The organism is Mesorhizobium comanense, from assembly GCF_005503535.1.
Lineage (GTDB): Bacteria > Pseudomonadota > Alphaproteobacteria > Rhizobiales > Rhizobiaceae > Mesorhizobium > Mesorhizobium comanense.
In genome coordinates this window covers 49,477-65,908 of sequence record NZ_SCNN01000003.1, presented here as the reverse complement: position 1 = coordinate 65,908, position 16,432 = coordinate 49,477, and the positions used below count along the sequence as shown (strand labels likewise).

The following is a 16,432-nucleotide window of genomic DNA, read 5'->3' as shown; positions in this document are numbered from 1 at the left end:
TGATTCGGGGTGTTTCCATGCCTTTTGTCGCCATTCCAGCCCGTGTGACTTTTGCATCACATATGTTTCGTTTGAATGTCGCCTTCACGCGTTTCTGTTTCAACTTCCAGGCAGCGGACAGAATTTCCTTGCTCCGCCGCCGATGAACCATCTCCCGGCTCGCGCGTCCGCCTGGAACTGGAATGGAACTGGCCCGTTCTCGCCCTGTCACCACAGGAGTTTGTCATGGCGCCGCGCCCGGCCTGGAAAGGCTATCTGAAGCTTTCGCTGGTCACCTGCGCCATCGAGTTGACCAATGTGGTCACCCACGCCGAGAAGGTCTCGTTCCGCATCCTCAACCGCAAGACCGGCAACACGGTGAAGCGCATCTATGTCGACGCCGAGACCGGCAAGCCGCTTGGCGACGGCGACGAGATAAAGGGCTACGAGCTCGATGGCGGCGATTTCGTCCACATCGAGGAAGACGAGATCGAGGCGGTGGAGATCGAATCCTCGCATACGATGAGCCTCGACGGCTTCGTCGAGAAAGTCTCGATCGAGCAGATCTACCTCGACACCCCCTATTACGTCTCGCCGGCCGACAAGGTCTCGGAAGAAGCCTTCGCGGTCATTCGCGATGCCATGGCGGGCAAGAAGATGGCCGGGCTGGCGCGCATCGTGCTTTACAACCGGGAACGGCCCGTGGTCATCGAGCCGCTCGGCAAGGGCATGGTGCTGACGACGCTGCGCTACGACAACACGGTGCGCCAGCCAGACACGGTGTTCGGCGACATCAAGGCCGTGAAGACGGACCAGGAGATGACCGACCTGGCCGAGCTGATCATCGACAAGAAGAAAGCCAAATTCGATCCGTCTAAATTCGAAGACAAGTACGAGGACGCGCTGCTCGAGCTGGTCCGGGCCAAGAAGGCCGGCCACAAGGCGCCGAAGGCGAAGGCGGCGCCCAAGCCTTCCAATGTGGTCAACCTGTTCGACGCGCTGAAGAAGAGCCTGTCGTCGGATGCCGGCTCGGCAAAAGCTCCCACGAAAGCCAAGCCGGCGGCCAAGCGCGCCAAGCCGAAAGCGCCCAAGCGCAAATCGGCCTGAGAGCGAGAAACAAATGGCCGCCCTGGAACAATACAACGCCAAGCGCGACTTCAAGAAGACGTCGGAGCCGGCCGGCAAGGTTGTTCGCGGCACGAAAGCCGGCGGCATCTTCGTCATCCAGAAACATGCGGCGACAAGACTGCACTACGATTTCCGCCTCGAGCATGATGGCGTGCTGTGGAGCTGGGCGGTAACGCGCGGTCCCAGCCTCGATCCGCATGAAAAGCGGCTCGCCGTACATGTCGAGGATCATCCGATCGACTATGCCTCCTTCGAAGGCACCATCCCAAAGGGCGAGTATGGCGGCGGCTCGGTCATCGTCTGGGACGAGGGGACATGGGTGCCCGAGATCGATCCCGCCAAGGCGATGAAGAAGGGCCATATCAGCTTCGAGCTCAAGGGCCACAAGCTGCACGGGCTGTGGCATCTGGTGCGGCTCAAGCCCCGGGCCGGCGAAAAGCGCGACAACTGGCTGCTGATCAAGTCGGATGATGCCGCCGCGCGCCCGGGCGAGGATATACTGAAGGAGGCGCCGCAATCGGTGAAGTCCGGCCTGACGATCGAAGAGGTCGGCGAGGGCAAAGCAGCCAAGGGCGAGACGCCTCAAGTCTGGCATTCCAACAAGCCCGCCGCCCAGGCGAAGGCTGGAAGCCGGAAACTCGACTTCATCGAGCCGCAACTGGCGACACTGGAACGGGAAGCGCCGCCGGGCAAGGACTGGCTTCACGAAGTGAAATTCGACGGCTATCGCATGCAGGCGCAGATCGCGGGCGCCGATATCAGGCTGTTGACCCGCACCGGCCTCGACTGGACCGGGAAGTTCGGCAAGGAGATCGCCGCCGAGCTGGCCGGGTTGAAATGCCGCGATGCCATCGTCGACGGCGAGATCGTCGTGCTGGCCGACAGCGGCGTTTCCTCGTTCTCGCTGCTGCAGCAGGACCTGTCCGCCAACAGAAGCGACCGTTTCCTCTACTACGTCTTCGACCTGATGCGGCTCGACGGGCAGGACCTGCGCGGCGAGGCGCTGGTCGAGCGCAAGCAGGCATTGCAGGATCTGCTCGGCAAGCAAGCCGACAACCCTGCGGTCCGCTTCAGCGATCATTTTTCCGAACCCGGCAAGGTCATGCTGGAGCATGCCTGCCGGATGGGTCTGGAGGGTGTCGTCTCCAAGCGCACCGATGCGCCCTATCGCAGCGGACGCGGCCCATCCTGGGTGAAATCGAAATGCACGGCGCGGCAGGAGTTCGTCATCGGCGGCTATCTGCCGTCTGAAAAGACGGGCCGCGGATTGCGCTCGCTGCTGGTCGGCTACCATGAGGGTGGCAAGCTGCGCTATGCCGGTCGTGTCGGCACCGGCTTTTCGGCCAAGGGCGCCACCGCGCTGAAGAAGAAGCTCGATGCGCTCAAGGCGAAGGGATCGCCCTTCGACAAGGCTGTGCCCAGGGGCAAGGGCCTGGTCTGGGTCAAGCCGGAGCTGGTCGGCGAAGTGGAGTTCCGCAGCTGGACCTCCGACCGTATAATACGCCATGCTTCGTTCCAGGGATTGCGCGAGGACAAGCCGGCGGAGGATGTCGTGCAGGAAAAGCCCAAGGCAGCGTCAGGTAAGAGCCCGGCCAAGGCCAAACCCTCTTCCGCCGGCGGCGAGTCCGCCGGCAACGCCGTGACCAGCGTGAAGCTCTCCCATCCCGACAAGCTGCTGTGGCCCGAGGAAAAAATCTCCAAGCAGGGGCTGCTCGACCATTACGCGCTGACATGGCCGCGCATGGAGCAGTTCGTCGTCAACAGGCCGCTCAGCCTTGTGCGGGCGCCAGATGGCGTCGGCGGGCCGCGCTTCTTCCAGAAGCATGCCTCGGCCGGCATGAGCGACAAGATAGCCCGGATGAAGGATCCGACGGACGGCGAGGAGATCCTGTTCGTCCGGGATTTCGACGGCGTCGCGGCGCTCGTCCAGTACGGCGTGGTCGAGATTCATATCTGGGGCTGCACGATCGACAAGCTCGAGCAGCCCGACCAGATCATCTTCGACCTCGATCCCGACGAAGGCGTCGATGTGGACATGGTGCGCGAGGCGGCGCTCGACATAAGGGGCAAGCTAGACGAGTTGTCGCTGCCCAATTTCGTCAAGACCTCGGGCGGCAAAGGGTATCACGTACTGGTGCCGCTGAAGCCCTCGGCGGACTGGGAAGCCGTGAAGACCTTCGCCCATGATTTCGCCAAGGCACTCGAACAGGCTTCTCCCGACCGTTACACCGCAACGCTGTCGAAGAAGGCGCGCACGGGGAAAATCTTTGTCGACTATCTGCGCAACGGCAGAGGCTCGACCACGGTCGCGCCCTATTCGTCGCGCGCCAAGAAGGGCGCCACCGTGTCGATGCCGGTGACTTGGGCCGCGATCGAGGCCGGCCTGGCGCCGAACGCCTTTCCAATCGGCGACAAGACGACGCTGGCGAAACTGGCGGAAGCCGATCCATGGAAGGGGTTTTTCGGGCAGGGGAAGGTGTTGAAACGGGGGTAGTTCGCGCAATTTGTCAGCGCAGTGATCCTTCGCGCCCCCCTCTGGCCTGCCGGCCATCTCCCCCACGAGTGGGGAGATTGGCAGCGTCGGCGCTTCGCACCCCTTGCACCGTAGGAGATTGGCGAAAGCCGGCGTGACGTCCGATCTCCCCCATGTGGGGGAGATGTCCGGCAGGACAGAGGGGGGCGCTGTCCCGCCGACGTCTCAGCAGACCATCAAGCCAAAAACACCCTCTCGAACGCCTGCTTTCCCGGCGGCGAGAAAATCACCGCGCGGCTGTCCTTCTCCCGCCTCGCCCATTTCTCGGCCAGTATCTTGTCCAGAATTGCCGCGCCAAGCGTGCCGGCGAGGTGCGAGCGACGCACGCTCCAGTCGAGACAGGCGCGGCAGACCGGGCGGCGCGGCCTGGCATCGATATCGACGCCGATCGCCGCGAAATGCGAGGCCGCCGACGGCCCGAGCCTGATCTCGTTATCGTTGCGCAACAGGATGTCCTTCTCGACCAGCCGGTCGAGCATCGCCACCGCCTGTTCGCCGGCGAGATGGTCGTAGCAGACGCGCGCCACACGCATGGCGGCGTCGCGTGGGCCAGGCCGCACGCGCTTGGGGCCGACGGCTTCGGCCACGCCGGTGATGGCTTCGATCATGCCCGCCACCTGCGGTCCGGCCAGGCCGTAGTAGCGATGGCGGCCCTGGCTGGCCAGGGTCAGCAATCCGCCTTCCATCAGCTTCGACAGATGCGAGGAGGCGGTGGGCAGCGAAACGCCGGCCTCCAGCGCCAGTTCGCTGGCCGTCAGCGCGGTGCCGCCCATCAGGGCTGAGAGCATGTTGGCGCGGGCGGGGTCGCCGACCAGGCTGGCGATGCGGGCAATGTCGGGTCCTTCACGCATGGTTTGATCCCTATCGAAGTATTCTGGCGAGACAAGCATTATTCTCGGATCAGCTCAAGGAGCCCGCATGACGGCTCCTGACATGCAACGGACTAGCACATCCACACACATGACGTTTCGACCGTGCTCGAACCGTCGATGCAAATCCAGGGAGACGAAAATGACCATCACCTGCTTCATCCGTTACGAGATCGACCCGTTCGGCAAGGCGGCCTTCGAGGAGTATGCGCGCAATTGGGGCCAGGCCATTCCGCGCTGCGGCGCCGACCTGATCGGCTATTTCGCGCCGCATGAGGGCTCGGCCACCACGGCCTACGCCGCCTACAACATCGAGAGCCTGGCGGCTTACGAGGCCTATCGCGCACGGCTTGCCGCCGATCCCGCGGGCAAGGCAAACTACGAGCTCGCCCGCCGTGAACGATTCATCCTCAAGGAGGACCGCATGTTCCTGAAACTGGCATCCGGCCCGCACGCGCCTCTGGTGAAGACATGATCGCGGTCATCTTCGAGGTGCAGCCTGCCGAGGGCCGGCGCGATGCCTATCTCGGCATCGCCGCCGGGCTGCGGCCGCTGCTCGACGGCATCGACGGTTTCATCTCCATCGAACGCTTTCAGAGCCTCGCCGACCCCAACCGCATCCTGTCCTTGTCGTTCTGGCGCGACGAGGAGGCGGTCAAAGCCTGGCGCAACACCGAAGAGCACCGGCAGGCGCAGAAGGCGGGCCGCGGCGGAATATTTGCCGGCTACCGACTTCGCATCGCGCATGTGGTCAGGGATTACGGGCTGACGGACCGGGACGAGGCGCCGGCCGACAGCCGGGCGGTGAATGGGTAGCGCGGTTCTTCCTTCTCCCCCCTGTGGGAGAAGGTGTCGCCGAAGGCGACGGATGAGGGGTGCTCCAGGAAACACGGGCGTCTCAGTGCGCTGGAACACCCCTCGTCCGTCTCGGCGCTGCGCGCCGATCCACCTTCTCCCACAGGGGGAGAAGGAAAAGAGCCGCTCTCAAGCATTGCCGATCAGCACGCCCGCCGCGAAGACCAGCGCGCCGCCCAGCACGACCTGGAAGGCCGCGCGCAGGAAGGGCGTCTGCATGTAGCGGTTCTGGACGAAGGCGATGGCCCACAGTTCGAAGAACACGACCACGGCGGCAACGGCGGTCGCCGTCCAGAAATGCGGGATGAGATAGGGCAGGGCATGGCCGAGGCCGCCCAGCGTCGTCATGATGCCGACGGTGAGGCCGCGCTTGATCGGCGAGCCGCGCCCCGACAGTTTGCCGTCATCCGACGCGACCTCGGTGAAACCCATCGAGATGCCGGCGCCGATCGAGGCGGCGAGGCCGACCAGCAAGGTCTGCCAGGTGTCGTGCGTGGCGAAGGCGGCGGCGAAGATCGGCGCCAGCGTCGACACCGAGCCGTCCATGAGGCCCGCCAGCCCAGGCTGCACATAGGTGAGGATGAACTGGCGCTGCTCGGCGGTAGCCTCTTCGTCCTTCACCTCGCCCGTCACGTGCTTCTGTTCGAGTTCGTGGGCCGAGCTCTGATGGCCCTGCTCGGCCGCGGCCAGATCGTCGAGCAGCTTGCGGGTCGAGGCATCGGTGGTGCGCTTGGCCGCCTCGACATAGAAGAGATAGGCCTGCCGTTCCATCGCCTCGGCCTGGCGGCGTACCGCCTCGATGCCCAGCGGCCGCACCAGCCAGTCGGGCTTGCGCTCGTAATAGCCCTTCACATGTTCGCGGCGGATCAGGGGGATGCGCTCGCCGAAGCGCTTGCGGAACAGTTCGATCAGCGCGTCGCGGTGGCCGTCTTCCTCTTCGGCCATCGCTTCGAACACCTTTGCCGATTGCGGAAAATCTTCCGCCAACCCGTCGGCATAGGCGCGGTAGATGCGCCCGTCATCCTCCTCCGAGGAAATCGCGAGCGCCAGGATCTCCTGTTCGGAGAGCGAATCGAAGGGGCGACGGCCAAAGCCGAAGACACGGGAAAGCATGAGGAAAGCACCCTAGTTTAGAATAGTTCTAAACTAGGGCTTGAGCTCTCGCGGGTCAATCGCGCAGGCGCTGCGGGTCAACAATTGTTGAAACCCCGGACCGGCACCACCCTTCATTATCAGCAAATGTTCACCTATATATCTGGGCCAGCCAGAATGAGGAACGAGCAGATGACGGCGAAGAAGCCAGCCCATGCCTATGATGCGAAACCAGTCCTCGATCTCATCGCCAGCATCGAGGCGGATCTGCAGCGCCTGAAAGGCCTGGTCGAGCAGCAGATCGAGAAATTCGACCCGGCCAATCCGCACAACAAGGCGCCGGACGGCAAGCTGACCGAGGAAGGCGTGGAGTGCTGCTACCGCATGTTCGACGAGGGGAAGTCGCGCTATTCGGTCGCCCAGCAGATGAAAATCTCCTTCGCCGCCGCCACCCACCGCTTCAACAACTGGCGCAAGCTTGGCGGGACGAAGCGGCAGCGAACGTTGCTTGGCTAGGTCGGCTGCGGGTTGGCTGGACAGCTCCCTGGCCTGCCGGCTATGCACCCATCTTGCGTGATGAGCGTGACTGGTCCGCCGGAGGCTTGATTGCCAGGTGGTTCCCCCAATCCGTCGCTGCTTCGCAGCGCCACCTTTCCCCCCTCCGGAGGGAAAGGTGGGGAGCTTTTCTGGAAGAGCGTAGACGGTAAAAGGCCTGGCGCCTTCCTCTCCCCCGTCGATCGGGGGAGAGGTGTCCCGGCGAAGCCGAGACGGAGTGGGGGTCGACCTGCGCGGCGTAAGACGGTACATACGCCAAGCCGCCATGCACGCTATCGCCAAGGACCGGCTGCTCCAGCGACACTTGGCTCTCACTCACAATCGCCAACCTTGTATCGGTCACATCTTTTCGTTGGCATCGCGCGGCCCTTTGCGTGCACCATGGCGCAGCCAATCTGCACAGGATCCGCCATGACCACCCTTCCCGGCATCGCCGACGTCCACGCCGCAGCGGCCCGGCTTTCCGGACTGACGATCGAAACCCCGCTGATCGAATCCGCCGAGCTCAACAGCCGCTTCGGCGGCCGCATCCTGTTCAAGCCCGAGACGCTGCAGCGCACCGGCTCTTTCAAGTTCCGCGGCGCCCACAACAAGCTGTCGCTGCTGAGCGCCGAGGAGCGCGGCCGCGGCGTCGTGGCTTTCTCCTCGGGCAATCATGCGCAAGGTGTCGCCGCTTCCGCCGCGATGTTCGGCGTCAAGGCGGTCATCGCCATGCCGGCGGACGCGCCGGCCATGAAGATCGCCAATGTCCGCAAGATGGGCGCGGAGGTGGTGCCGTTCGACCGGTTTCGCGACGACCGCATGGCCATCGTTCGCCCCTACCTGGACAGGGGTATGGCGCTGGTGCCGCCTTTCGACGACCCCGCCATCATTGCCGGCCAGGGCACGATCGGGCTGGAACTGGTGAGACAGGCGAAAACGCTGGGCGTGTCGCTGGATGCGGTCGTCATACCCTGCGGTGGCGGTGGCCTGACCAGCGGCATCTCCGTGGCGGTCAAGGATGCATCGCCCGGGACAGCGGTGTGGGCCGTGGAGCCCGAGCATTTCGACGACACCCGCCGGTCGCTCGCCGCCGGCGCCCGGGTTTCGAACGAACCGGGCCACAATTCGATCTGCGATGCCATCCTGACCGCCGAGCCCGGAGAAATCACCTTCGAGATCAACCGCCGCAATCTCGCCGGCGCCGTCGCCGTCTCCGAGGATGCCGTCCGGCAGGCGATGCGCGACGCCATGGCCCATCTGAAGCTGGTGGTCGAGCCCGGCGGCTGCGTGGCGCTGGCGGCGCTGTCGACGGGCGAGATAGACCTGGCCGGCAAATGCGTCGCCGTTGTGCTCTCCGGCGGCAATGTCGACTTCGGCACCTATGCTGAGATCATGGCGGCGTAGGGCCGCGTGTCTTTGCCCGCGTGACGCCGGATCATCCCCCGCGCGGGATATGCGGGCCCTTGCAGGCAATCATATGCTGATAGCAGGCATGGAATCATCTTGCCTGAACAGGAGACAGCATGAAGAAGACCTACGAGAGACCGCTGCTGGTCAGGCGCCAAAAGCTTTCCAGGGTAACCGCGATCCTGTGCACCCCCTCCAATCCCTGTCCCTGATCGGTTGGCCGCTCCACGGTTTTCTTGATTCCGGCACGCTTGATGCGGCCTGATGCGGATTGCCGTGGATTCCTGTATGATCAGTGCGTCGCCATGAGGGATGGGCGTCCCCGGAGCTGGAGGCAAGTATGAAGAAGACTTATGTGAGACCGCGGCTGGTCAAGCGCGAAAGGCTCTCCGATGTCGCCGCGGTGACGTGCACGATCTCCCATCCCTGCCCGTAGAAGCTGCCTGCTAACAGCCCCGGCGGATAGCCAGGATGACATTTCAGCGGGCCTTGCCCAGGCCCGGATCAGTCGAGTGTGCGCCTGAACCGCAAGAGAGCAGTGCCCGCGAACACCAGCACGAACACGACCAGCCAGCCGATCTCGGTGGCGACGGCATGGAAGTCCGCGCCCTTGAGCATGACCGAGCGGGTGATGCGCAGGAAATGCGTCAGCGGAAAGATTTCGCCCAGCACCTGCGCCCAGCCCGGCATGCCGCGATAGGGGAACATGAAGCCCGACAGGAGCAGCGACGGCAGAAAGAAGAAGAAGGTCAGCTGCATCGCCTGCATCTGCGAGCGGGCCATGGTCGAGATGGTGTAGCCGAGCAGCACCAGCGACAGCACGAAGACAAGCACCGACGACAAGAGCAGCGTCAGGCTGCCGACAAACGGGATGTCGAACAGCAGTTTCGCCGCCACCAGCACCACGGCGACCTGCACGGCGCCGACCACCAGGAAAGGCAGCACCTTGCCCAGCATGATCTCGGCGGGGCTGGACGGCATGGCGAGCAGGTTTTCCATCGTGCCGCGCTCGGTCTCGCGGGTCAGCGCCATGGCCGTCATCATCACCATGGTCATCTGCAGGATGACGCCGAGCAGGCCCGGCACGATGTTGTATTGCGAAATGCCTTCGGGATTGTAGCGCTGGTGCACGACCACCTGCAGCTGTTGCCTGGCATTCTCGGCGGCCGCCGCCTGCATGCCCTGGGCGCGCAACAGCGCCTGGCTGGCCACCGTGCTCAGCGTCGAAATGGCGCCGCTCGCCGCCGAGGGATCGGTCGCGTCGGCCTCGATCAGGATCTGCGGATTGTCGCCGCGCTCGACACGTTTGGCGAAGTCGGCCGGGATGGTGACGACGAAGGAGACATCGCCCCGCGCCATCAGGAATTCCGCCTCCTCGGCGCTCGCCGCCACATAATCGAAACGATAGTAGCCGGTCACCTGCAGCGCCGAAACCATGGCGCGCGTGTACTGGTCGTTGCTCATCGCCACCAGCGCGGTCGGCAGGCCCTTGGGATCGTTGTTGATGGCAAAGCCGAACAGAACCAGCTGCAGCAGCGGCACACCCAGCATCATGGCGAAGGTGATGCGGTCGCGCCGCATCTGGATGAACTCCTTGATGAGAAGCGCGCCGAGCCTGGCGAAGGAAAAGACGCTGTTCATGCCATGTTGTCCTTCGAGCCGGACATGAACTGGATGAAGACGTCCTCGAGGCTGGTTTCGCCCGGCGTCACCGTCACGCCCTCATGCGTCTTCTCGACATCGGCGAGCGCGGCTTCGAGTTTCTTCCTGTCGGAACCGACGACATGCAGCGTGGCGCCGAACGGCGCCACCTGATCGACGCCGGCGCGACCCTCCAGTTCTTCCGCCACCTTGGCCAGTCTCGGGCCCTGCACCACGAACGTCGTCAGCCCGGCATTTTTCACCACCTCGGCCACGGTGCCGGTGGCCAGCATCTTGCCGTAGGAGATGTAGCTGATGCGGTGGCAGCGCTCGGCCTCGTCCATGTAGTGTGTGGAGACCAGCACGGTCAGCCCGCCGCTGGCCAGCCGGTGGATCTCGTCCCAGAATTCGCGCCGCGCCTTCGGGTCGACGCCGGCGGTCGGCTCGTCGAGCAGCAGCAGCTTCGGCTTGTGCATGATGCAGGCGGCGAGCGCCAGCCGCTGCTTCCAGCCGCCCGACAACGTGCCGGCCAGCTGGTCTCGGCGCGAGGTGAGCCCAAGCTCCTCCAGGGTGCGCGCGACATATTCCTCGACCGGCTTGAGGCGGTAGAGGCGCGCGACGAACTGAAGGTTCTCGCCGATGGTCAGATCCTCGTAGAACGAGAATTTCTGCGTCATGTAGCCGACTTCGCGCTTGATCCGCAGACTGTCCTTGCGGATGTCGAAGCCGAGCACCGTGCCTTCGCCCTCATCCGGCGTCAGCAGGCCGCACATGATGCGGATGGTGGTGGTCTTGCCCGAGCCGTTGGGGCCGAGGAAGCCGACGATCTCGCCTTCGGCGACCGACATCGTCACATGGTCGACGACGGTCTTGTCGCCGAAGCGCTTGACCAGGCCATGGACGTCGATGGCGTTCATTTCGACGCCGCGAGATCGACGTCGACGATCTGGCCGGGCTGGAGCAGGCCGGCATCGCCCTCCGGCCGCGCCTCGACGAGATAGACCAGCTTCTGGCGGTTCTCCAGCGAGTAGATGACCGGCGGGGTGAATTCGGGATCGGGCGAGACATAGCTGACGCGTGCCTTCACGCCCTCGCCGCAGCCGTCGCAGCGGACGCTGAGCAGGCTGCCGACCTTGACCGAGGAGAAGGACGCCTCCGGTATATAGACGCTGAGCTTGACCGCGCCGTCGGGCAGCATGGAAATGACCGGCGCGGTCGGGCCGGCGGTGTCGCCGGGATTGCGGATGACGTCGTTGACGCGGCCGGGCGACGGCGCCGCCAGCGTGCGCTTGGACAGCCGCCACTCAGCCTGCTCCAGCGCGGCTTGCGCCTGCTTGACCTGGTTGTCGGCCGCCTTGATCGTCTCGGGGCGCGCCGGCAGGCCGCCAACGGCGAGATTGGCCTCGGCCTGTCCGACCTGGGCATTCGCCGTCTCCAGTGTTGCCGACGCGGTGTCGTAGTCGGCCTGGGTGCCGGTGCCGCGCTTGAACAGGTCGGCGGCGCGGTCGTATTTGCGCTTGGCGTCGTCGGCCTGCGCCTTGGCCATGTCGACCTGCGCCTTCAGAGCGGCGATTTCCTCGGGCCGCTTGCCGACCTGAAGGTCGGCGAGTTGCGCCTGCGCCTGGGCGAGGCTCGCCTGCGCCTGCGCCACGGCGATCCTGGCATCGGCGCTCTCCAGCGTCACTATGGTCGTGCCCGGGGTGACGCGGTCGCCGCGCCTGACCGTGACCGTGTCGACCTGCGCCACTTCGATCGGCGCCAAGAGCACATAGTCGCCTTCGACATAGCCGACGGCGAGCGGAGCCGTTGGGGCACAGGCGCCGAAAAGCTGGGCGGCAAGCGGCAAGGCGCAGAGGAAACTCATTGTTCTGATCCCATTTTGGGTTTTGATCCCATTCGGGCGGCCAGTATGGCGCTGAGATTGTCGGTCGTTACCGCCACCACCTTGGCGGCCTCGGCGGGGCCGATGTCGTGCCAGCCCATGCGGCGCATCACCGCCTCGCGGCCGATGCGGAAATAGATGACCTGGCCGATCAGCGTGAACATCGTGAGCCGGGTCCGTTCGCTCTCGGCCGGCTCGCCGGTCGCCTGCTCCCAGATCCGGCACAGCCGGCGGTGCGTCGGCTCGAAGACGCCGTCATAGATGCGGTCGAGCGCGGCGGTGGGATGCGACAGCTCGCGCAGCACGAACTGCACGATCTCGCCGGCCTGCGGCTGCGCCACGATGAAGCCGACCATCCGCTCCAGCGCGGCGAAGAGCTGCGCGCGGGCGATCTCAGGATCGCCGTCACCTGGCGCGGCCGGTCCATTGCCCAGCGCCTGGCCGGCGCCCAAGGCTTCTCCGGCAACCGTCTGGATCGTTTCGACGATGTAGTCGGCCGCGGCCGCGCGCAGACCTTCCTTGCCGCCGAAATGATAGGCGATCGAGCCTATATTGGCCTGCGCCTCGGCCGCGATCTCGCGGGTTGAGGTGCCGTCGAAACCCTGCCGCCCGAACAGTTTCAGCGCCGCCCGCACCAGCGCGGCGCGTGTCAGATCGGCTGGCGACTGCTCGCGGCGAGGGGCTCTGGCATCAGGCGGCTTGATCATATCAAGGCTTTAATCAATCGATTGATTAAAGTCAACTTGTGTTCGAGGTCATCTTGCCTTCGCGTGCGGCAACCGCTTTAGTGCGCGGCCATGGCTAAGGAAGTCGAGCGCAAGTTCCTGGTTTCCAGCACCGCATGGCGGGATCTGGTCGAGGCGGATATCCGCATGCTCCAGTTCTATCTCGCCGCCGCGCCTGGGCGAACCGTCCGCATCCGCATCAGCGACGGCGCCTCCGCCAAGCTGACGCTCAAATTCGGCAGCAGCGCGCGCGAACGCGACGAATTCGAATATCCGATCCCGCTGGCCGAGGCCGTGGAGATGCTGGATTTCGCCATCGGCCGTGTCATCGAGAAGACACGTCATCATGTTAGGCATCGCGGCCATCTCTACGAAGTCGACGTCTTTGGCGGCGCGCTGGCGGGACTTGTGGTGGCAGAACTCGAGACTCCGGAAGACGTTCCGGACGACATGCTGCCTGACTGGCTTGGACGGGAAGTCACCGGCGAGCAGAAATTCTACAACGCGTCGCTCGCCCTCGGGGGGATTCCGGAGATCGCCGCATGAGCTTTCGCATCGATCCGCGCCTGCCGCTGACCGGCGAGGTCAGGCGTATCCTCGCCGAGGAAATCGGCAAGGCGTTGCAGCACCTGGATGCCGCGCGCACCCGGCCGGACCAGGGCCTGCACAAATGCCGCAAGCGGCTGAAGAGCGCGCGTGCCTTGCTGAGACTGGTTCATTCCGGCGACGAAACGTTCTGCGCCACCGAAAATCAATGTTATCGCAATGTGGCGGCGCTGCTTGCAGGCCCGCGTGAAGCGACCGCGCTGATCGAAACGGTCGACCGGCTCGCGGCGGCTTTTCCCAAGGACAGCGCCGATGGCGGGCTCGACGCGGTCCGCGACCGGCTGGTCGCGCGCCAGCACGATCTGCACGAAGGTGCCGGGCTGCAGGCCGCGATCGGCGCGGCGACGACGGCCTGCGAGGACGGCATGAAGCGCATCGAAAGCCTTGCCCTGCCCGACCAGCCGGAACAGGCCGCCGACGTGCTGGCGGACGGCGCCCGCGCCACCTTGCGCCGCGCCAGGAAGGCGCTCGACAAGGCCGGCTCGCGCGGCGAGGCCGATGATTTCCACGACCTGCGCAAGGCGGCCAAGACGCACGGCATGCACCTGTCGCTGCTCGGCCGGCTCTGGCCGACGCCGATCAAGGCGCGGCGCAAGGCCGTCGATGCGCTGGGCGAACGGCTCGGCGAACTGCATGATCTGTTCGTCATGCGCGCATTGCTCGAGGCCGCGGACGAGCCGCTCGGACCGCACGAGGACACAAAGCTTCTGGGCAAGCTGCTGAGGCGTTCGGAAAAGAGCCTGAGGAAAGCCTGTCTTGCCGAGGCCGCCGAACTGTTCGGCGACAGCCCCAAGCGCTCGACGAAGCGCCTTGCGCGCAAGGCACGCGACGATCTCGCCGGCCCCGGTGACGATGCCGGCGTGCCCGTGGCCGGCTGATCAGGCGAGGCCGGCCTTGCGCACCGCGCCGGCATAGGACCGGCTGACCGGGAGCCAGACGTCGTCGCCGAGTTTCAGGAGCAGCTTGCCCTCTTTACGCCGATTGCCGGTGACCGCGTCGAGCGCCACCCAGTGCGAACGATGGATCTGCACGCCGGGCGTGTCGCCGACCTCGCGCAGCGCATCGGCGAACCGCATCAGCACCAGCGCCGACCCCTTGTCGGTGTGCACGTCGACATAGTGATCCTGCATGGAGAGATAGCGCAGTTTTCCGCGCGCCGCGTGGGGCAGGCGATCGATGAGAGGCGGCCGCGCCGACTCAGGTGGCGGTGATGACTGTGCGGTGGGGACAGGCGGCAGAGCAGCGGTGGCCGGCTCGACCGGTGTCGCGGCCATGCCTGGAGACCCCCTGCCGATGGCGACCAGGAACGAGATAGCGACCGCGATCAGGCCGCAATTGACGAACAGCGCCCCGAAGGCGGCGGCCGACGGAAACGGACCGCCGAACAGCAGGTGATTGAACAGCACGACGATCGCCGTAACCGGCGCTCCCGCGACGATGCCGGCGACGACGCTGCGCAGCGGGCGTGAGCCCGTGGAGCCGAACACGACGGCGAGCGTCAGCCGCATCGTGAGATAACCGGCCGTGAAGGTGGCGAAGGCCAATGCCAGCCAGTAGGCGAAGCGAGGCAAGGCGTCGAGCTGCTGCAACGTGCCGAAGGGCCCGGTGAGGCCAAGGATCGCCGATACCGCCAGAAGCGCGCCCCAGAAGCGTGGCGAGAACAGCAAGGCCTGCATTTCGCGAAGCGTGGAATGCAACAGCGCGCCGTTCACGTAGCCATTCGTCCCTTGCCGAAGATGCGTTTGATGCGCCGCCGCCGGCCCCGCATCTGTATTGCCAACCGCAGCGATAGCGCGCTTGCGGAACGCCTTCAACCACAGACGGAGCCAAGCCATGTCTCTTCGCCGCCGCATCCAGACGATCCGCCCGGCCCTCGCGGGCAAGACGATCCCGCTCCTTCTTGCCGCCGGCCTGCTGCCGGCGCTGAGCGGCATCGCGCGGGCTGACGACACCACCGCCGATGCCGGCACCCACATGCCCGGCGTGGGCGATATCCTTTCGCACACGCCGCTGTGGGTCTGGCCCTTGATCGCCTATGGCCTTTTCGTCGGCTGGAGCCGCACCCGCGACCGCGTCGTCTCGCCCTGGCGCCTGCTGGTCCTGCCGGTGCTCATCACCGGCCTTGCCTTCCATAATTTCGTCGTCTCCGGCATCGCCATGGCCGGACTGGCCGGTGCTGCCTGCGGGGCGGCGGCAGGCGCCTTTGCCGGCGCGGCCATGGCGCGGCGGAGGCCGGCCACGCTGCTTCCCGACGGCAGGCTGGCGCTGCAGGGCGACTGGTTGCCGCTGGCGCTGATCGTCGCCATCATCGTCATGCGCTACGCCAAGGGGATCGCCACAGGGGTGAATCCCACCCTGGCGCAGGCCCCAACCTTCATCCTGGGCAGCACAATTATCTCGGGCTTCTTCGCGGCGACGATGATCGCCCGCACAATCGGCACCTTGCGCGGCACCTGGTACCGCCCGGCTTCAGTCCGATGATCGTGCAAGGCGCGGCAGCCAACAAGATCACCGGCCAGCTGCGCTTCGAAATTGCCGTTTGTTGCTTCGTTTGAAATGCGCTAATCTCTTTGGCAAGCAAGTTGCTCCTGCCGGTTGGCACCGTCATCTGACGGCATTCCTTGTCATGATGCATCCTATACTGGATCGACATGCCGTGGCTGAGCTTCCTGCCGACCGCATCTGCTTGATGTCGCGCTTCTTATATTTTCCGAATTGTCGAAACCGGGCTGGAGGGGAATATGAAACGGATGAGTCTGTGCATTCTCGCGGCGGCTCTCGCCGCCGGCATACCGGCGGGCGCGGCCCACGCCGCAAGCCGGACGTGCACGATCTACCAAAACCGAGACTTCGGCGGCTCTCATTGGACGCTGGGGAGCGGCGACGACATGAAAATGATCAATCCGCCCGATGTCGGCGTATCCGATGGCATTCATCGCTTCATCTACGATCGGTCATGGAACGACCAGGTGTCGTCATTCAAGGTCGCGCCAGGCTGCACCATCACGCTTTGGGAGCATGTGGATCGTGGCGGCCATCATTTTCGTTCCAACAGAAGCTATTCCTATGTCGGCAGCGCCTGGAACGATCGGGCGAGCGAGGCGGAATGCGATTGCGGCGGCGGTGCCAACTACTGACCATTACGCCGGCAGCAGCCGTGGCTCTTTTTGGCTGGTGC

Annotated in this window: 17 protein-coding genes; 10 read left to right on the top strand and 7 right to left on the bottom strand. The window is 65.0% G+C overall.

Going from position 1 to position 16,432, the window contains the following annotated elements:
- The first annotated feature begins 225 nt into the window (after positions 1 to 225).
- Positions 226 to 1,086, top strand: a complete 861-nt coding sequence (gene ku / locus FFS37_RS06915) for a non-homologous end joining protein Ku (RefSeq protein ID WP_137930202.1) — start codon at positions 226 to 228, stop codon at positions 1,084 to 1,086.
- A gap of 13 nt (positions 1,087 to 1,099) precedes the next feature.
- Positions 1,100 to 3,601 (top strand): DNA ligase D, encoded by a 2,502-nt coding sequence (gene ligD, locus FFS37_RS06910; protein ID WP_137930201.1) that lies wholly within the window; start codon positions 1,100 to 1,102, stop codon positions 3,599 to 3,601.
- 215 nt (positions 3,602 to 3,816) lie between these two features.
- Here the strand turns inward: ligD and FFS37_RS06905 are convergent, their stop codons facing one another.
- A complete protein-coding gene (locus FFS37_RS06905; RefSeq protein ID WP_137930200.1) occupies positions 3,817 to 4,491 on the bottom strand; it encodes an ArsR/SmtB family transcription factor in 675 nt (224 codons plus the stop codon).
- Positions 4,492 to 4,651: 160 nt separating this feature from the next.
- Here FFS37_RS06905 and FFS37_RS06900 point away from each other — a divergent pair, with 160 nt between their 5' ends.
- Both FFS37_RS06900 and FFS37_RS06895 read left to right on the top strand, forming a co-directional pair.
- On the top strand, positions 4,652 to 4,984 hold the full coding sequence (locus FFS37_RS06900; RefSeq protein WP_137930199.1) for an NIPSNAP family protein: 333 nt from the start codon (positions 4,652 to 4,654) through the stop codon (positions 4,982 to 4,984).
- The gene (locus FFS37_RS06895; RefSeq protein WP_137930198.1) at positions 4,981 to 5,325 is read left to right on the top strand and encodes an antibiotic biosynthesis monooxygenase family protein; all 345 of its coding nucleotides are present in this window, start codon (positions 4,981 to 4,983) and stop codon (positions 5,323 to 5,325) included. Before FFS37_RS06900 ends, FFS37_RS06895 begins: the two co-directional genes overlap by 4 nt.
- Positions 5,326 to 5,493: 168 nt before the next feature.
- On the opposite strand, the gene mbfA is transcribed toward FFS37_RS06895, so the two are convergent.
- On the bottom strand, positions 5,494 to 6,477 hold the full coding sequence (mbfA, locus tag FFS37_RS06890) for an iron exporter MbfA (RefSeq protein ID WP_137930197.1): 984 nt from the start codon (positions 6,475 to 6,477) through the stop codon (positions 5,494 to 5,496).
- 171 nt (positions 6,478 to 6,648) lie between these two features.
- On the opposite strand from mbfA, the gene FFS37_RS06885 reads away from it, so the two are divergent.
- Together FFS37_RS06885 and FFS37_RS06880 are read left to right on the top strand one after the other, a co-directional pair.
- Positions 6,649 to 6,972, top strand: a complete 324-nt coding sequence (locus FFS37_RS06885) for a hypothetical protein (protein WP_137930196.1) — start codon at positions 6,649 to 6,651, stop codon at positions 6,970 to 6,972.
- A 450-nt stretch (positions 6,973 to 7,422) separates the two neighbouring features.
- Positions 7,423 to 8,397, top strand: coding sequence for a threonine/serine dehydratase (locus tag FFS37_RS06880; protein WP_137930195.1), 975 nt, complete (start codon positions 7,423 to 7,425; stop codon positions 8,395 to 8,397).
- Between the two features lie 507 nt (positions 8,398 to 8,904).
- On the opposite strand, the gene FFS37_RS06875 is transcribed toward FFS37_RS06880, so the two are convergent.
- The 4 genes from FFS37_RS06875 to FFS37_RS06860 are packed head-to-tail and all read right to left on the bottom strand — an operon-like array spanning position 8,905 to position 12,630.
- The gene (locus FFS37_RS06875; RefSeq protein ID WP_137930194.1) at positions 8,905 to 10,041 is read right to left on the bottom strand and encodes an ABC transporter permease; all 1,137 of its coding nucleotides are present in this window, start codon (positions 10,039 to 10,041) and stop codon (positions 8,905 to 8,907) included.
- The gene (locus FFS37_RS06870) at positions 10,038 to 10,958 is read right to left on the bottom strand and encodes an ABC transporter ATP-binding protein (protein WP_137930193.1); all 921 of its coding nucleotides are present in this window, start codon (positions 10,956 to 10,958) and stop codon (positions 10,038 to 10,040) included. Before FFS37_RS06870 ends, FFS37_RS06875 begins: the two co-directional genes overlap by 4 nt.
- Positions 10,955 to 11,905 (bottom strand): HlyD family secretion protein, encoded by a 951-nt coding sequence (locus FFS37_RS06865; RefSeq protein ID WP_137930192.1) that lies wholly within the window; start codon positions 11,903 to 11,905, stop codon positions 10,955 to 10,957. The genes FFS37_RS06870 and FFS37_RS06865 overlap by 4 nt, the downstream gene beginning before the upstream one ends.
- The gene (locus FFS37_RS06860) at positions 11,902 to 12,630 is read right to left on the bottom strand and encodes a CerR family C-terminal domain-containing protein (protein WP_137930191.1); all 729 of its coding nucleotides are present in this window, start codon (positions 12,628 to 12,630) and stop codon (positions 11,902 to 11,904) included. Before FFS37_RS06860 ends, FFS37_RS06865 begins: the two co-directional genes overlap by 4 nt.
- A gap of 90 nt (positions 12,631 to 12,720) precedes the next feature.
- On the opposite strand from FFS37_RS06860, the gene FFS37_RS06855 reads away from it, so the two are divergent.
- Together FFS37_RS06855 and FFS37_RS06850 are read left to right on the top strand one after the other, a co-directional pair.
- On the top strand, positions 12,721 to 13,194 hold the full coding sequence (locus FFS37_RS06855) for a CYTH domain-containing protein (protein ID WP_137930190.1): 474 nt from the start codon (positions 12,721 to 12,723) through the stop codon (positions 13,192 to 13,194).
- A complete protein-coding gene (locus tag FFS37_RS06850; protein WP_137930189.1) occupies positions 13,191 to 14,132 on the top strand; it encodes a CHAD domain-containing protein in 942 nt (313 codons plus the stop codon). Before FFS37_RS06855 ends, FFS37_RS06850 begins: the two co-directional genes overlap by 4 nt.
- Here FFS37_RS06850 and FFS37_RS06845 read toward each other — a convergent pair whose 3' ends face one another.
- Positions 14,133 to 15,089 carry a LytTR family DNA-binding domain-containing protein gene (locus tag FFS37_RS06845; RefSeq protein ID WP_171026200.1) on the bottom strand — a complete coding sequence of 319 codons (957 nt, stop codon included), beginning with the start codon at positions 15,087 to 15,089 and terminating at the stop codon, positions 14,133 to 14,135.
- Here FFS37_RS06845 and FFS37_RS35715 point away from each other — a divergent pair.
- A complete protein-coding gene (locus tag FFS37_RS35715) occupies positions 15,088 to 15,735 on the top strand; it encodes a DUF6622 family protein (RefSeq protein WP_171026199.1) in 648 nt (215 codons plus the stop codon). The genes FFS37_RS06845 and FFS37_RS35715 overlap by 2 nt on opposite strands.
- A 260-nt stretch (positions 15,736 to 15,995) precedes the next feature.
- A complete protein-coding gene (locus FFS37_RS06830; protein WP_232375591.1) occupies positions 15,996 to 16,391 on the top strand; it encodes a peptidase inhibitor family I36 protein in 396 nt (131 codons plus the stop codon).
- The last annotated feature ends 41 nt before the right edge of the window (positions 16,392 to 16,432 follow it).

Bases quoted from the DNA above. Each gene is read 5' to 3' on its own strand.
- FFS37_RS06885 (WP_137930196.1), top strand. From the start codon at position 6,649: ATGACGGCGAAGAAGCCAGCCCATGCCTATGATGCGAAACCAGTCCTC.
- FFS37_RS06830 (WP_232375591.1), top strand. From the start codon at position 15,996: ATGAAACGGATGAGTCTGTGCATTCTCGCGGCGGCTCTCGCCGCCGGC.
- FFS37_RS06895 (WP_137930198.1), top strand. From the start codon at position 4,981: ATGATCGCGGTCATCTTCGAGGTGCAGCCTGCCGAGGGCCGGCGCGAT.
- mbfA (WP_137930197.1), bottom strand. From the start codon at position 6,477: ATGCTTTCCCGTGTCTTCGGCTTTGGCCGTCGCCCCTTCGATTCGCTC.
- FFS37_RS06865 (WP_137930192.1), bottom strand. From the start codon at position 11,905: ATGAGTTTCCTCTGCGCCTTGCCGCTTGCCGCCCAGCTTTTCGGCGCC.
- FFS37_RS06850 (WP_137930189.1), top strand. From the start codon at position 13,191: ATGAGCTTTCGCATCGATCCGCGCCTGCCGCTGACCGGCGAGGTCAGG.
- FFS37_RS06900 (WP_137930199.1), top strand. From the start codon at position 4,652: ATGACCATCACCTGCTTCATCCGTTACGAGATCGACCCGTTCGGCAAG.
- FFS37_RS06905 (WP_137930200.1), bottom strand. From the start codon at position 4,491: ATGCGTGAAGGACCCGACATTGCCCGCATCGCCAGCCTGGTCGGCGAC.
- FFS37_RS06855 (WP_137930190.1), top strand. From the start codon at position 12,721: ATGGCTAAGGAAGTCGAGCGCAAGTTCCTGGTTTCCAGCACCGCATGG.
- FFS37_RS06845 (WP_171026200.1), bottom strand. From the start codon at position 15,089: ATGGCTTGGCTCCGTCTGTGGTTGAAGGCGTTCCGCAAGCGCGCTATC.
- FFS37_RS06875 (WP_137930194.1), bottom strand. From the start codon at position 10,041: ATGAACAGCGTCTTTTCCTTCGCCAGGCTCGGCGCGCTTCTCATCAAG.
- ku (WP_137930202.1), top strand. From the start codon at position 226: ATGGCGCCGCGCCCGGCCTGGAAAGGCTATCTGAAGCTTTCGCTGGTC.
- FFS37_RS06880 (WP_137930195.1), top strand. From the start codon at position 7,423: ATGACCACCCTTCCCGGCATCGCCGACGTCCACGCCGCAGCGGCCCGG.
- FFS37_RS06860 (WP_137930191.1), bottom strand. From the start codon at position 12,630: ATGATCAAGCCGCCTGATGCCAGAGCCCCTCGCCGCGAGCAGTCGCCA.
- ligD (WP_137930201.1), top strand. From the start codon at position 1,100: ATGGCCGCCCTGGAACAATACAACGCCAAGCGCGACTTCAAGAAGACG.
- FFS37_RS06870 (WP_137930193.1), bottom strand. From the start codon at position 10,958: ATGAACGCCATCGACGTCCATGGCCTGGTCAAGCGCTTCGGCGACAAG.
- FFS37_RS35715 (WP_171026199.1), top strand. From the start codon at position 15,088: ATGTCTCTTCGCCGCCGCATCCAGACGATCCGCCCGGCCCTCGCGGGC.